General features: G+C 72.6%; 13 protein-coding genes. 7 read left to right on the plus strand and 6 right to left on the minus strand.

All coding sequences use genetic code 11. The features are described 5' to 3' along the window. Window positions 1-122: 122 nt before the first annotated feature. The 4 genes from ASF47_RS21215 to ASF47_RS17565 all read right to left on the minus strand — a co-directional run bounded on the left by ASF47_RS21215 (window position 123) and on the right by ASF47_RS17565 (window position 6,159). Window positions 123-1,439 (minus strand): LppM family (lipo)protein, encoded by a 1,317-nt coding sequence (locus ASF47_RS21215; protein WP_056865331.1) that lies wholly within the window; start codon window positions 1,437-1,439, stop codon window positions 123-125. A gap of 225 nt (window positions 1,440-1,664) precedes the next feature. Further along, the gene (locus ASF47_RS17555; protein WP_056865332.1) at window positions 1,665-2,900 is read right to left on the minus strand and encodes a hypothetical protein; all 1,236 of its coding nucleotides are present in this window, start codon (window positions 2,898-2,900) and stop codon (window positions 1,665-1,667) included. Between the two features lie 185 nt (window positions 2,901-3,085). Continuing rightward, complete coding sequence (locus ASF47_RS17560; protein WP_056865333.1) at window positions 3,086-3,730, minus strand: hypothetical protein; 645 nt, start codon at window positions 3,728-3,730, stop codon at window positions 3,086-3,088. 95 nt (window positions 3,731-3,825) lie between these two features. Further along, window positions 3,826-6,159, minus strand: coding sequence for a DUF2201 family putative metallopeptidase (locus tag ASF47_RS17565; protein ID WP_056865334.1), 2,334 nt, complete (start codon window positions 6,157-6,159; stop codon window positions 3,826-3,828). A gap of 561 nt (window positions 6,160-6,720) precedes the next feature. On the opposite strand from ASF47_RS17565, the gene ASF47_RS17570 reads away from it, so the two are divergent. The 6 genes from ASF47_RS17570 (at window position 6,721) to ASF47_RS17595 (ending at window position 11,706) form a co-directional block, all read left to right on the plus strand. Beyond that, window positions 6,721-8,259, plus strand: a complete 1,539-nt coding sequence (locus tag ASF47_RS17570) for a hypothetical protein (protein WP_056865335.1) — start codon at window positions 6,721-6,723, stop codon at window positions 8,257-8,259. An 11-nt stretch (window positions 8,260-8,270) separates the two neighbouring features. Further along, window positions 8,271-8,906, plus strand: coding sequence for a hypothetical protein (locus tag ASF47_RS17575; protein ID WP_056865336.1), 636 nt, complete (start codon window positions 8,271-8,273; stop codon window positions 8,904-8,906). Between the two features lie 78 nt (window positions 8,907-8,984). Beyond that, on the plus strand, window positions 8,985-10,322 hold the full coding sequence (locus ASF47_RS17580; protein WP_056865337.1) for an AAA family ATPase: 1,338 nt from the start codon (window positions 8,985-8,987) through the stop codon (window positions 10,320-10,322). Window positions 10,323-10,384: 62 nt separating this feature from the next. Further along, window positions 10,385-10,741, plus strand: coding sequence for a hypothetical protein (locus ASF47_RS17585; protein WP_056865338.1), 357 nt, complete (start codon window positions 10,385-10,387; stop codon window positions 10,739-10,741). Between the two features lie 22 nt (window positions 10,742-10,763). Next, a complete protein-coding gene (locus ASF47_RS17590; RefSeq protein ID WP_056865339.1) occupies window positions 10,764-11,303 on the plus strand; it encodes a hypothetical protein in 540 nt (179 codons plus the stop codon). 67 nt (window positions 11,304-11,370) lie between these two features. Next, complete coding sequence (locus ASF47_RS17595) at window positions 11,371-11,706, plus strand: hypothetical protein (protein ID WP_056865340.1); 336 nt, start codon at window positions 11,371-11,373, stop codon at window positions 11,704-11,706. Window positions 11,707-11,727: 21 nt separating this feature from the next. Here ASF47_RS17595 and ASF47_RS17600 read toward each other — a convergent pair whose 3' ends face one another. Continuing rightward, window positions 11,728-12,009 (minus strand): hypothetical protein, encoded by a 282-nt coding sequence (locus ASF47_RS17600; protein ID WP_056865341.1) that lies wholly within the window; start codon window positions 12,007-12,009, stop codon window positions 11,728-11,730. Between the two features lie 61 nt (window positions 12,010-12,070). Further along, window positions 12,071-12,826 carry a hypothetical protein gene (locus tag ASF47_RS17605; protein WP_156697992.1) on the minus strand — a complete coding sequence of 252 codons (756 nt, stop codon included), beginning with the start codon at window positions 12,824-12,826 and terminating at the stop codon, window positions 12,071-12,073. Window positions 12,827-13,352: 526 nt separating this feature from the next. On the opposite strand from ASF47_RS17605, the gene ASF47_RS17610 reads away from it, so the two are divergent. Continuing rightward, window positions 13,353-13,967: a hypothetical protein gene (locus ASF47_RS17610; RefSeq protein ID WP_056865343.1), complete on the plus strand. Its 615-nt coding sequence runs from the start codon at window positions 13,353-13,355 to the stop codon at window positions 13,965-13,967. Window positions 13,968-14,121: the final 154 nt, after the last annotated feature.

The raw sequence follows: 14,121 nt of genomic DNA on the forward strand, positions 1-14,121 counted from the left end.
CCCGAGGGAGATGAAGGCCAGCAGCGAGAAGATCGACAGCCCGAGCAGCACATCGAGCAGGACCAGGCCAGCCTGCTTGCTGGGGTGCTCCTGGGGGCGGCGGTGGGGGTGCACGAGTGTGGTCATGGCTGGTCCGTTCGGCGTTCGGCGGCCCACGACACGGGAGGCGCCTCGATCACGGGGCGGTGCGCGGGACGTGCCCCAGTGGGCTCGGTGGGCTCGATGGGCTCGGTGGGCTCGGTGGGCTCGGTGGGCTGCCACTCGATGCCGTCCCAGAAGTGGCGGTGGTCGGGGCTGAGGGTGACTCCGGGCGAGTGCTGAGTCATGCGCGCGCGCAGGGTGGTGGGCCGCGGGGGCGCCGCGACAGCAGACGAGGCCGGGGCGGGCGACGACTGAGCGGTGCCGAAGGGGTCGAAGAGCGAGACAGGCCCCGCCGCGACCGCGCGCGGGGGCGCCGACGGGCCGCCGTCGCCGTCGTCCTTGCCGTCGTCCTTGCCGTCGTCCGCCTGGAAGTCCTCCCAGGGGTCGGTGGCGACCGAGGGTGCAGCGTGCCTGGTGGCGCGGTGGGCCTTGCGTGTTCCGCGGGGACGCTGCGCCGTGTCGTGCACCCCGGATCGGGCTGGTCGCCGGGCCGTCCGTCGCAGCAGCGCCGCGGCCAGGACTGCCAGCGCCACGGCACCACCACCACCGAGCAGGAGGAGGGCGAGGCGCCCGGACCCGGGGGTGGGCAGGGTGGCGGGGTCGGGAGAGGCGAGGGCGGTGAAGGTGGTGCGCTCGTCGAGACGGGGTGCCACGCTCACCGTCGCGCCCTGCGAGGTCGCTCCCTCGACGTTGAGCACCTGGCCGGGGAAGGTGAAGTCGAAGGTGGCCTGCAGGGCCTCGGGAGCGTTGGCCGGCAGGGTCGAGGCCAGGGTGCCGCTCTGGCGGGTCAGGTCGATGAGCCCGTCGAGCCGGTAGAGATACCCCTCTGCGGTGGCTACGCGGTCGATGTCGATGTGCGTGGTCTCCTGCGCAGCGGGCCAGGAGGCCAGGGCTGCGTTGAGGGCGTCCAGGTCGGCGGCCTCGAAGGTGAAGGTGCGCCCGATGAGGCCGTCGGAGGCGTACGGCTCGACGCTGACGCCCTCGGGCAGCGGCGAGGCGTCAGTGCGCAGAGTGCTGGTGCTCTGTCCTTCGGGGAGCCCGAGGACTGCAGCGACCGCGGCATCATCGACGGGTTCGCCTGCGTTGTTGGCGGCGAGCGCCTCGACGTCCAGGGCGATGCGCATCGTCCCGGACACCGTGTCGGATCCGGCGACTGCCGCCCCCGGTCGGGCACTGGTCTCGGAGCCGGTCGGGCGGCTGGTCTCGGGGCTGATGCTCAGGTCGGCGTTCGCGGTGAAGCACCCGGTGAGGGTGAATAGCGCGGCGAGCGACAGGAGGGCCAGGCGGGTGCGGCGCATCGGGTTCCTCTCGGGGCCGGGCTCACCGGCACGGGCGCTCCGGGCGGGCTGCCTCGGACCATGCGCCAAGCGCGGGCCCGGGACGGGACAGTCTTGGGATGACGTGGGGAGTGGCCACAGCCCCCGGAGAGCGGCCGGGGGCTGTGGCGGGAGGAGACGGGCGGCCGTTGGTCGGACCAGGACCGTGCTGCGCCGCCTCCGGTTCGGGGTGCGGCAGGACGGTCCTCAGACGGCCTGGGCCAGCGGAGCCTGCTCGGCGTAGCCGTGGCGGGTGCGGGTGAGCAGGTCGGCGAACGCCGTGCGGGTGCGCTCGGTGAGGCGGGTGCCCTGGGGGCGGCGTCCCAGCAGGCCGTTGGTCGAGGGCAGGGCCGCGTCGGGACGGCCGTTCTCGGCGCACACGGTCATGACGTTGATGGCCTTCTCCCAGGTGGCCGCGTCGGCGCGGAAGATCGCGAGTGCCTCGATGCCCGAGAGCAGACCGAAGATGCGGTCGGGCCGCTCGCCGCGCCAGTCGACGATGCTGGGGTCGTCCATGACCTCCTGGGGGTTGTGGAGGTCGGCCAAGGCCAGCCAGGCGAAGAAGTCCTTGGAGACGCCCTCCCCGACGAGACCCTGGACCACCAGGGTCATGGCCTCCTCGTCGGCGGCGTCGACGTGGGCCAGGACGCGGGCCAGGTTGTGCCACGAGCGCGGCGAGGGCCAGGCCTTACCGGCCTCGATCGGGTCCTCGGGCGGCGTGGGAGCCAGGTGCTGTCCGGCGTGGTGGATGTACCCGGCCACGATGGAGGAGGCGCGAGCCTTGTCGGCCTCGGTCCCGCCGCTGGCGAGGTCGTCGATGCCGGGCTGGTCGAGGTTCTCGAAGCCGACCGAGATTCCGCGGAGCCACTCGTCGGCGTCGAAGGCCCAGGCCAGGTGCATCATGCGGTTGGCGATGGCCGGGTCGAGTTCGGTCCCGCCGGTGGCGGTCTCCGGCGGGTTCTGAGCGGCCACGATCGCGAGGTCGGGGCCCATGTAGAAGTCACCGGCGTAGCCCTCCTGGATCAGGCGCAGCATGGCCTTGCGGGTGGACTCCATGGCGGTGTTGATCTCGTCGAGGAACAGCAGCGGCTTGGCGGCGGCGCGCAGTTCGACGGCGAAGTCGGGCGGCACGTTGGACACCCGGGCCTGGCCGGTCTTGGGGTCGCTCTGCTCGACGGGCAGGCCGAGGAAGTCGGTGGCCTCGCGCACCGAGCCGACGACGCACTTGACGAGGTAGCCGGACTTCTCGCCGGTGGCGGTGATCTTGGAGGACTTGCCCTGGCCGGGGTGCGACTCGAAGCAGATCGGGACCTTGGCGACCACGGCGGCGGAGAAGGCTCGCATGGTCGGGGTGCCGGGGAAGTTGCGGGTGCTGGACATGAGGGTCTCCTTGCTCTGCCGGTGATCCGGCCCGGTGACGGTGCGCGGGTCCTGGGTGGTCATTCCCGGGTCCTGTGGTGCGCTGGTGACCTACCCGTGTCCGGCACCTCGACGGGACTGCACCCACCTCCTGGACCTCCCTGGCCTCGCGGCGCAGGGCGGGGTGGCTGCCGGTGCGGAGCGCCACCGGTCCGTGGGGCCAGGCGGGCCACGTTGTGCCCGGCGTGGGGGCGCGCGCCAGGGACGGGTCAGAGGAGCGCTGCTGCGCTCTGCTGGATGAGGTGGCGGTGCAGGGAGGCGCGCACGGCCGCGACGTTGCTGCGGCTGCGGTAGCCGATGATGGAGGCGCATGCCTGGACGATCAGGGCGACGTCGATCGGTGCCACTGCGTCGATGCTGACGCGGGTCGGCACCCGACGCCCGGGCGTCATCTGCATGCCGAGGTGTCGCAGCGCGGTGCGAGCGGGGTCGCTGGGGACCATCCTGCTCAACCACAGGATCGCCGACGTCGTCGAGCAGGGGCACTCGGCCTCGTCGGGCGGGCACGCCTCGGTCGGGATGGTGCGCAGCAGGCGCCGCTGGAAGCGGTCCGAGGGCCGTGTCTCCTCGCGGCGGCCGTCCATGTGCCCGTCGCGGTGCTGGCTGGGGTGCTGGCTGGGGTGCTGGCTGGGGTGGTGGTGTCCGGCGCGCGCGATCATGTGCAGCGCCAGGGCGAGCAGGGAGTCCCCCAGGACCCAGGCGCCGACGGCGTCGAGGACGCAGTCGAGGGTGTCGTAGTCGTGGGCGGCCAGCGCGTCCCAGGTGGCGAGAGCCGGACCGGCGTCGCCGAGGGCACCGGGCTCCGCGCTCAGGCAGAACGGCTGTGCGAGGCGCTCCATGGCGGCGGCTTCCACGACGTCTCCGTTCTCGATGCGGGATGTCCCGGGCCGGGACGAGGTGCTCAGGCTGTGCCGCCGCATGGACGACGGCCTGCGCCGCGGGCGATCCCTCAGGCCGCGGCGCGTCGGATGGCGTCCTGCCCGGAGACGACGACGACGACCTTGATGAAGTCGGGCACGGCGTCGATGACGCCCTGGGGCACGTCGTCGCAGCCCTTCTGCGGCATGATGACCGCGATCACCGGGATGCGGGGCCGCTCGGTGGGCCACTCGGTGTAGCCGTCGGTGGCCACGACGATGGCGGCGGGCTTCTTGCCCCTCGCCTCCAGCACCGAGTTGATGCCCACGCGCATGTCGGTGCCGCCGCGACCCTTGACCTCGCGGATGGAGGCCGGGTTGCGGAACGGGACCGGGTCGTGGACCTCGACGTCGCAGTCGGTGACCAGCAGGTCCTCGCCGCTGATGGACAGACGCTTGGCGATCGCGACGATCTCCCGCCCGACGGCCGCCAGGTCCTCCTTGCTCATCGACCCGGAGGTGTCGCGCACGACGTGGATGCTGGGGGTCGGGCTGTACTTGCCGGGGTAGACGATGCGGCCCCGGCTGGAGCCGTCCTCGGAGCGCAGTTCGGCGCGGTGGCGCCGACGCGAGCGACGGTTGCGGTCGATGTCGGTGGCTCCGGGGCGCGAGGCGACCGATCGGCGCACGAAGCCGCCGAGGACTCGCTCCCAGGGCGTCTTGGAGGGGGCCAGGATCAGGTCGGCGGTGTCGAGCATGCCGCCGGGGACGCTGCCGGGGTTCTTGGCCGCGTGGTCCTTGACTGCGGCGGCGGTCGCGATGCGGATGTTCTCTCGCTCCATCGCGGAGGCTGCCGGGGCGGTCCCGTTGAGGTCGTCGGTGGGGTCGAGTTCACAGGGGGCCGACTCGCCACCGGCGCCCGAACCGCAGCCCTTGAACTCGCCCTGGTCGCCCTGCTGGCCCTCGCCCTCGCCCTCGCCCTCGCCCTCGCCCTGCTGGTTCTGGTCCTCGCCCTTGTCGCCCTGCTGGCCCTGCTGCTGCTGGTCGCGGACGATGAAGGCGCCCGCAGCCTCGATGGTGCCGAAGGCGCTGGTGTTGCTGGCGAGCACCAGGTAGGTGCCCTCGGGCAGTGAGGTGGCGAGGTCGATCTCGACGTGGGTCAGGCCCATGACCCGGTGAGTGCAGGCCTCGGTGGCGCCAGCGGTGTTGAGCACCACCAGGGTCGTGGCGGCGTTGAAGCCGAAGTCGGAGGCGATCGCGTCGATGGTGGTGCCCGCGGGGTAGCCGGTGGGCAGGGTGGCGGGCTCGATGCTCAGCAGGGGCAGCCCGATGGGCAGCAGTGCCGAGCACTCCACGGGCAGCCGGGAGCCGTCGGGGAGGGTCTCGGTGTCGTGCACGGTCACCAGGTAGGTCCCGTCGGGGACCTTGCTCGTCAGGTCGAAGCGGATCTCGGTGTGCGAGAGGCGGCGGGTGTTCGCGACCGCGATGGGGGTCCCGCTGCCGCCGGTGGAGCCAGCGGAGTCGATGCTGGCCAGGGTGATCCGGGCGGTGGGGGTGAACTGGGTCAGGTCGCCGGTGACCTTGATGGTCAGCGGCGCGCTCCAGGTCGACTCGACGTGCTTCGGCTCGACTGCGATGGACCGGGACGTCACCTGGAGGTCCGCACCGGCCGCGATGCCCCCGGACAGCAGCGAGACGCTGTAGGTGCCCAGCGGCAGGTCGGCGTCGAGGGTGACGCCGACGATGGTGGTGTTGGCGCCCTGCACCGTGACGGGGCGGGTGGTGCCCTCCGCGTCGGTGAGCAGCACCGTGAAGTCGGCGGGGTCGATGAAACCGGCGCTGGCCGTCAGGGTGATCAACTGCCCGGCCACGCGCCCCTCGGGCAGCCGCGACGGCGTCAGGGTCAGTGTCGGGGCGTCGCTCTGCGCGCCCTGGATCTTGCGGCGCTGGGCAGCCGACTGCATCTCGCGCAGCACGCCGTAGTAGTGGTGCGGGGTCTGGTTGCGCTCGGCGCCGATGGTCTCGGGCAGCATGTGAACCTGCGGGTTGGGCACGTGGGTGCACCCGGCGTCCTGCAGGTCGTCGTTGATCGCGCAGTCGCCCGCCACGTTCCAGACCTTGCGCTGCTCGGCGCTGCGCAGGCCCAGGTCCTCGGCGAAGGCGGCGTGCCCCGCGAACAGGTGGGAGCACTCGTGCAGCAGCGCCTCGGAGCAGTAGCCCGCACCCAGCGGCATGACGGCGTCGAAGTCGATGTAGAGCCGGTAGCCACCGTCGACCGCGAAGGTGCCCAGGCCCGGCGCGTTGAGCACGCGCATGCTGAACAGCGGACGGGCGAAGTAGGGCATCACCGAGAGGGCGTCGGCGCGCCAGGCCTGGAAGGCCAGGTCCTGCTCGGGGGTGAGGTCGGCGGTGAGGTGGCTGCTCATGACTCCCTCGTGTCCGGCACCTCCTCCGATCTGCACCACCCCGGCCGGACCGCAGACGTGGGAAGGCTCGACCGCGCGAACTGGCCAATCCGAGCCGCTCTGACCGGCATCGCCCGGCCCTAGCCAGGACCCACAATCGCGTTTGCCCAGGTCAGAGGCGGTTTAGCCAGTTGCGCCCTCCTCGCCAGCAGGTGTGGACCTCTATATAGAGAGGTGGGTATAGATGGGAGGGGATGAATGGGGGTAGTGCATACGAGGCTCTATCTATCTATCTAAAGTGGTTAAAGAGATCTCTACTTCTACTACTAAAACCTCTCTGACCTGCGGAAACGCTGCTTGCCAGTGGCTCGCCACTTTTCGGGCCTCCCGGCGAAACCAACGGGAGGACGCGGCGCGATAGCCCGAAAAGTCGCTGATTCTCGCCAGTAGGACCCCGGGCAAGTGGCAAGAAGCGCGACCTGAAGGCGCCCAAGCCTGGTGCAGCAGCAGTCGCCCGGAGGTCGATGCGGTGTCGGTGCTGCCCTCTACCGTTGCCCGCCCACCGTCCAACCGGGAGGCCACATGCCCAGCGGGTACGCCCGCGGACTGCGCTCGGAGGCCGAACCGCCCGAGCCTCCGCCGACCCAGCAGGTCGTGCACTACCCGATCTCTGCGTCGCTAGCGGTCAGCATCACCTGCCCCGACCTCACGCCGCCCACGGTGCAGGCGGCGATCGGTGCCGTACACGCCGAAGTCATGATCTCCTCCGCCACCCCGACCGTGCAGCCCGCCGCCGTCCAGACCCCGGCCCAGGCCGCACTGACCCCCGGCCAGGCCAAGGCCGCCTACGCCGCGCGCCAGCGCGCCGCCGCCACCGCCGCGGGCCGCGCCACTCCCCGCACCGCACAGCCCGGCCTGTACCTGGCCGGTCAGGTGGGTGTCGTGCTGTTCAGCGACGCGGGGCGACTGATGGAGATCGACTTCTCCCTGGACCCCGCCCAGGTCGCGGCCGGGCAGGTGCGCACCGTGGGTTTCGGCGACAGCGCCTTGGCGCTGCCCCCGAGCCGCCCGGCCAGCCCGGTCTCCTTCGACCGCCTCTCGCAGATCGTGCGCGATGCCTACGAGGTCGAGTGCCGTACCGGCGCGCGCAACGAGTCCCCCACCGGCATCCCCGGCGCGGACGACTCTCATCGCGTCGCCGTGCTGGCCGACCGCGCCACGCTGACCGTGATGACCCGCATGGCAGACGCCGCTGCGCGGGGCGCCAGCACGATGGTCGACAAGAACGAGGCGGCGCTGACTCGCGCGATCTCCAAGACCCTCGCCTACCGCTCGGCTCTGTCGCACTCGGGGTTCCTCCCGGTGCTGACCCAGGCCCTCGCGCAGCGCTTCTGGGCACCGGCGGCCATCGACGACACCTCGCTGCTGGAGTGGGCCGACCTGTTCGGCGTCGGGCAGGCCACGGCGCCCGAGCGCTTCGGGCGGCTGCTGGTCGCCACTCTCGACGGCCCCCAGAACGTCAAGTACGTGAAGTCGCTGCTCAACAGCGAGAAGTTCGGCACGCTCTCGTCGCAGTACAGCGGCGCCCTGTCGGCCTCCAAGGCCTTCCGCAACGCCAACGCCGTGCAGACCGCGCACGCTGCCATCGTGGCCACCGACCCGCTGCTGGCCGAGTTCAACATGCTCTCCGGGGACGTCGCCAAGGTCCGCATCGTCAAGGGCACGGAGCAGACCTTCACCGCGCGCGTCTCGGACCCCTTCAAGATGAAGGCGGGCAGCGACGTGCTCCTGTTCGACGTCGACTCCGAGGTCGGCAAGACCTCCGAAGCGACCCTCACCGCTGTGGACTACACCCCCGGCGACGACGCCCTGCTGGCGCGGTTCTCCAAGGGCAAGCGTCACAACAAGACCTGGTGGCTGGTGAAGGAGGCCACCGCGAACCACCGGCCCCTCTACGCGGTCACGGTGCCGTTCATCAGCGGCGGGCAGAGGGTCAACATCACCGGGCGGTGGCTGCGCTCGGCGCAGGCGTCCGAGGCGCTCGGCCAGGAGCAGCCGACCCGCGTCGGCCGCCAGGTCCCCGCGGACGTCGCCCTGGCCGGTGCTCCCGAGGTCATGTGAGCCAGCCTCCTGTGGCACCCACCACCTCGCCCACCTCGCCCGCCTCGCCGCTGGGGCTCGGTGACCTCGGGCTCCGCCGCGACGAGACGGCGACCCCGCCCCCTGCCGATCACTCGACCGCAATCGCGCGGGCCCCCGCCGCGCGCAGCCAGCAGAGCCTCGACGTCACCTCATCCCAGGACGAGGTCTTCGCTCAGACCCTGCTGCGGGCGCGGGCCCTGATGGACCACGCCACCATCGCCGCCATCATCTGGGGAGCCTGCACCCGCCTGGGCACCCCAGCGGTCAACGTCGCGCTGGCCTACGCCCCCGATGTCCACACCACGCAGACGGACCTCCGCGGACGGGCGCCCGTCCCCGACCCCTCCACGATGCCCGCCAGCGGACCCCACGCCTCCTGGCCCGACGATCCGGTGCGCGACCTGTCCGAGGACGACACGGCGGTGCTGCGCATCTTGATGCTGCTCATCGATGTGGCCCATCACCAGGGTCACGAGCCGACCCGCGAGCAGATCCAGGCTGCCGTCACCTACACCGCCAACGTCTCCGCGCGCCGCCGCGCCGCCGCGACCGCGGCCGCCGCCCGTGAGCAACGCCTGGAGATCGAGCACCTCCTGGGCTGGCTCCGGTCGCCTCTCGCCACCTGAGCGCTCCACCGACACCCTCGGGCCCAGCGCGGCCCACGTCGGGTGCAGACCGGAGGCCATGCCGGACACGGGTAGGTCATGATCGACCTCTCCGACCTCGGGCTCACCCCCGTCACCTCCGCCGCCACCGAGACCGACGCCCCGGCCGTCGACAACGGCCACCAGCCCGTCGCCGAGGCCAAGCGCCTCGGCCTGGTGCCCGGCTCTGCCCTGGCCCGATCGCTGTACTCGGCCTGGTCCGGTGAGCCGGTGACGATCATCGACAGCCCTCCCGGCGCGGGCAAGACCACCCTGCTGGTCGACCTGCTGGAGCACCTCGTCGAGCGCACCGACCTGCGCATCGTGGTCGCGGTCCCCACCCGCCGCGGGGGCACCGACCTCGCCGAGCGGCTCGCGGCCCAACTCGCCGAGTCCCACCCCGAGGAGAAGGGGCGCCCCAAGGTCGTCATGGGCATCGCCCGCGCCGAGATCCCCGAGGGCTGCTCGGCCAGCGCCGGGATCGGCGAGCGGCACGTCACCATCCGCACCATCGCCTCCTGCGCGGGCAACCCGCCCGAGTGCGACGTCATGATCTTCGACGAGGCCTACCAGGCCACCTACACCGACGTCGGCTTCGCCTCCGACGCCGCCGCGCAGGTGCTCATGGTCGGCGACCCCGGCCAGATCGGCCCGGTCGTCACCGTCGACACCCGGGCCTGGGACAACCAGCGTGACGCCCCGCACCGCCGCGCCCCCGAGGTGTTCGCGAACCGGGAGGGGGCAGTCGTCCTGCGACTGGACTGCACCTACCGGCTGGGCCAGCCGACCGTCGAGGCGATCGCGCCGCTCTACGGGTTCCCGTTCGCCTCCAAGCGCCCCGAGCGCTTCGTCACCGACCGCAACGGCGTGCGCCTGCCGGAACTGTCCTCGCGGCTCATCCCCACCCCGACCGGCGGCACCGGTGACCTCGACATGCTCCTCACGGTCGCCGAGACCGCCGCCTCCTACGTGGGCATGGAGATCACCGAGACCCTGCGCGACGGCACCGTCGAGACGCGCCGCCTGCGCCAGAGGGACGTGGCGATCGTGGTCTCCCACAACAACCAGTCCTCCGGCATCCGCGCCATCCTCGACTCGTTGGTCATGGAGGACGTCGCGGTCGGCACCGCCGACTCCCTGCAGGGCGGTCAGTGGCACGCGGTCGTGGCCCTCGACCCCGTCGTCGGTCACGCGACCCTGACCGGGCACCAGTTGTCCGAGGGGCGCCTGTGCGTCATGGCCAGCCGTCACATGAGCCTGCTGACCTGGGTCCACGACGGCACCGCCGAGCGCGTCCTCAGCGGCTACCTGGAGGAGTCCCCCGAGGCCGCCAAGCACATCGCGGTCCGGCGGGCGCTGACCGCCGACCAGCCCGCGCTGCAGCGCCAGGGCGCCTGAGGGCCATGGCTGATCCCGAGGCGCCCGGGCGCTACGGGCCCCCCGCCGCACACCTACAGGGCATGAGCGCCCACACGCCCCAGCCCGCCGCAGGCTCGCAGGCCCGCCAGCCCGAGGACCGCGACCCTCTCGCCGCCTCGATGCGTCGGCACCCTGCGGGCAAGCGGCTTGCCCCACGCCGAGCCGCCGCCATCGCGGCCAGGTCGGTCTGCCCGACCTGCGACGGCCGCGAGGCCACCGCAGGCGAAGAGACCTACGCGACCTGCATCTTCTGCGCCACCGGCACCACCAAGCCCGTCCTGCCCGAGCCGTCGCTGCTGGCGGAGGCCGAGCGTCGGCGCCCGCTCGCCCCCGTCGTGCCGCTGGCCAGCCGCCACGAGCGCTTCGGCAACGACGACGTGGCCCTCGCCCTGGACTGACCGTCCCACCTCAGGAGACACCGTGAGCACCGCCCCTTCACTCGCCGCGACCCGACACCGTCCCCTCCACGGCGCCACCTGGCCCGCCGCGGACAGCGGCCCGTCCCAGGCGCAGCGCGCGCTGCACGCGCTGTGCTGGCCCATGGGGCGCGACCAGGTCGACGACACCACCCGGTCCCAGGCGGCCCGAGGCGCCATCGCGGTCGCAGTCGAGGGACACGACCGGTTCCCGGGCATCCCGGAGGGAGAGGAGGCCCAATCGTTCATGCGGCAGGCGCTGGGGAGCCGTGAGGTCGTCAGCAACGCCGTCCGGCTCCTCGGCCCGCTTCCCCCCGCCCACGACGAGCGGTTCGGTGTGCTCCTGCTCGGAGTGGTCTACGACTACTACCTGCTGGTGTGCGAGCGCCGCGCCGCGCTGACGGCCCTGGCCGCATGGTCCTCCCTGCCTCCGGCACGCCGTGACGCGTGGATCCCCTCGCCGTCCCATCGCGCTGCCTACGAGGCGGACCGTCAAGCCTGGCTCACCGCGCTGCACCGGGGCGCCGAGCCCGAGTTCCGCTGATCGACCCGCGAGCGCCCGTCACCAGCAGCCGGTGCATTCGTGCCGCGCCGCCGGACACGTCTGGGGCATGCACACTCAGGCGCCCTTCCCCCGCCCCGCTCTGCCGACCACCCCGACGACCGCGGCCACGACCCGCCTGCGACTCGTCGGACGTAGCGGCGGCGGCTCCGTCGCGACCCGCAGCCCGGCTCAGCGCGGGCTGATCCCCGCCCGGGTAGTCCTCGCCGACGCGCTCTACCTGCCGCGTCTCATCCTGATCGGCGTGCTCACCGCCACTGCGGGCACGGTCCTCGGCTTCCAGCACATCCCGGGGCTCATCTCGCTGACCGACGTCGTGGCGGTCGCGCTCTTCGCGGTCGGCTGCGCCCTGGTGGGTCTGGGGGTCCGACCCACCACTCGGTGACGGGGTTAGCCGGAGCCGGTCTCAGAACGGCGGCTCGGAGGACGACCAGGCCGAGGCCCACTCCCCCGGCGCGGAGCGCGACCAGTCCTCCGCGGCTTGTTCGACAGCCACGTCGCGAGCCGCAGCGGCGTCCTGGGCCTCGACGTCACGCTCCGACCCCGACGGCTCACTGCCGTGCCGCGGCGGGCCCTGCACGGGCATCACGCCCAGTGCGACCTCCGCCTCTGCCGCTTGCTTCGTCGTGAAGCGCCCGGCCTGTCCGCGCGGGTGGGCTGAGGGGTTGAAGTGGGGCTGCGAGGTCATGTCGGGAGGGTGCGCGGCTACTCCGCCGAACGCTCGTGGGAGCAGAGGGCCGCTGGTCGCGCTACCGCTTGGGCTTGTCGAACGGGTTGACCTGGGCTGCGTCGACGAGGCCCGAGGCCTTGATCCCCCGCCACGACTGGTTGTCCAAGACCTGCAGCGCCCGCTGCAGCGGCCTGCTGTCCGGGTCGCGCGCATCGCCCCCTCGCAGATCCTGGTAGCCGTCGAGCACGACCAGCGTCCGACCGGCCTGACGCAGGGTGTAGCGCAAGAACAGCACGGAGGAGCCGGGCTGATCGCTGTCGGTGAGGTCGTAGACCCCCGCCCGACCCGCCCGACCCGTCACGTACTGGCCGTCTTGGACCGGCTCCCCGGCGACACTGGTGCATCCTCGATCGGGACGGGCGCGTGCCCACTCCTCCTCCGCTCTGCGCGCGTCACGAGGGCTCTCGAAGAGCAGCACGAGGCCGTGCACCACCACCCCCTGCCCCTGGGCCTTCCCGGCCGCGACCGTCTCGGCCCAGTCCAGGACCGGCGGCAGGTCCACATCGACGCGTCGCTCGGGGCACGGCAGCGAGCCGACCTGCGTGATGTCGCTGAAGTCGACGCCACCACGACGCTGGCTCTCCTCTACCAGCACGAACGGCAGCGCCGAGGCCTCCTCGGCACCACCGTTGCGGGTCTGGGCGCGCCAAGCCGAGGAGAAGTCCCGCGAGAACGCCACCACCGGCTCCACCTCGACCACCTCGGGGGCCTCGGTGACCGGCGGGGCCGCAACCTCGGGCAGCGGTTCGACGCTGGGCACCACCTCCGGTGCCACCACGGCCGCCTGGGGCGCCCCGGGCCGCTCGCTGGGGCTCTCCCTCAGCCACTGCTCGGCGAGCAGGTACGCCGGGCCCGCGGCCAGAGCCAGTGCGGTCAGCCCCAGCAGGCCGCGCTCGCTGCGACTCAGGCCTCGGCGCCCGTGCCCCTGGAGCCGTCCCGGGCCACGGCCCCCAGACGACCGCCGCGACTTCCGGCCGGGTGCGGTGAAGAGCACCGCGGGAGCCAGGTCCTCCACCGGCTCCTGACGCCGCGACGTCGATGCGCCGGGCCGGGACCCTCGCACCACGACCGGACGCACGGGTGCGGGTCGCGACGTCTCGACGGCATCGACGGCATCGACGGACTCGATGTGCCTCGACGTGCGGAGGGGGTCGGTCGAGCGCTGGTCGTTGATGTCGTGCTCCTACGTGGCGAGTGCCGGGCCCGCCTCCCGGGCCCGGAAAGCGACGTCGGCTCTGTGCCCCTGCCGCAGGCACGGCGAGCCCCTGCTGCTGCTGGCGGGCATGTGGCACAGAGGGGCCGTGACCACCCTCTTCCCAGCCACGTCGCCCCAGGCGGCCCCCGCCTCATCCTCGGGCTACGTCGACACCGTCCCGGCGCTCAGCCCGCTCTACCAGGCAGCCATGGATGCGCTGGAGCAACTGCGCTCCCAGTCCTGGCCCGACCGGGTCACCTCCGAAGAGGGCGCCATCCTCCTGGCCGAGGCCGCCTCGCTGCCCGCCGACTGCTCACGCCGTCTGGTGGGATGCGCGGTCATCAGCATCGACGGGCGCGTCCTGAGCACCGGGCGCAACGGCGCGCCGTCGGGCTACCCCGGCTGCCTCACCGCAGGCGCCTGCCCGCGGGGCCAGATGACCAAGGAGCAGATCAAGCCCGGCGCGCCCTACCGCGCAGGCACGGTCAAGTGCCACGCCCTGCACGCGGAGAAGAACGGGCTGCTCTTCTCCGACCCCGTGGCGCGACGCGGCGGCTACATGGCCGTGACCGACGCGCCCTGCGACGACTGCTCCCTGGACCTGGCCGGGTCTGGCCTGGCGCGCGTCATCTGGCCCGCTCGACTCGACGACGGCACCCGCGTCATCCGCCGTCTCGCCCTGGGGCACGGGGCACCCATCGGCGGGCACTACGCCGCCTGAGCCCATGCGCGCAGCCACCATGACAACCACGATCACCACCACCGGCACCACCACCAGCACCGGCCCGTCGCCCCGCGCGGCACCCGCCGGAACCGACGATCCGCGACCGCCCCAACGCTTCGAGTGCGACGCGTGCGAAGTCCAGTGGCACTCG

The organism is Nocardioides sp. Leaf285 (assembly GCF_001422955.1).
In the GTDB taxonomy this organism is placed as follows: domain Bacteria; phylum Actinomycetota; class Actinomycetes; order Propionibacteriales; family Nocardioidaceae; genus Nocardioides; species Nocardioides kribbensis.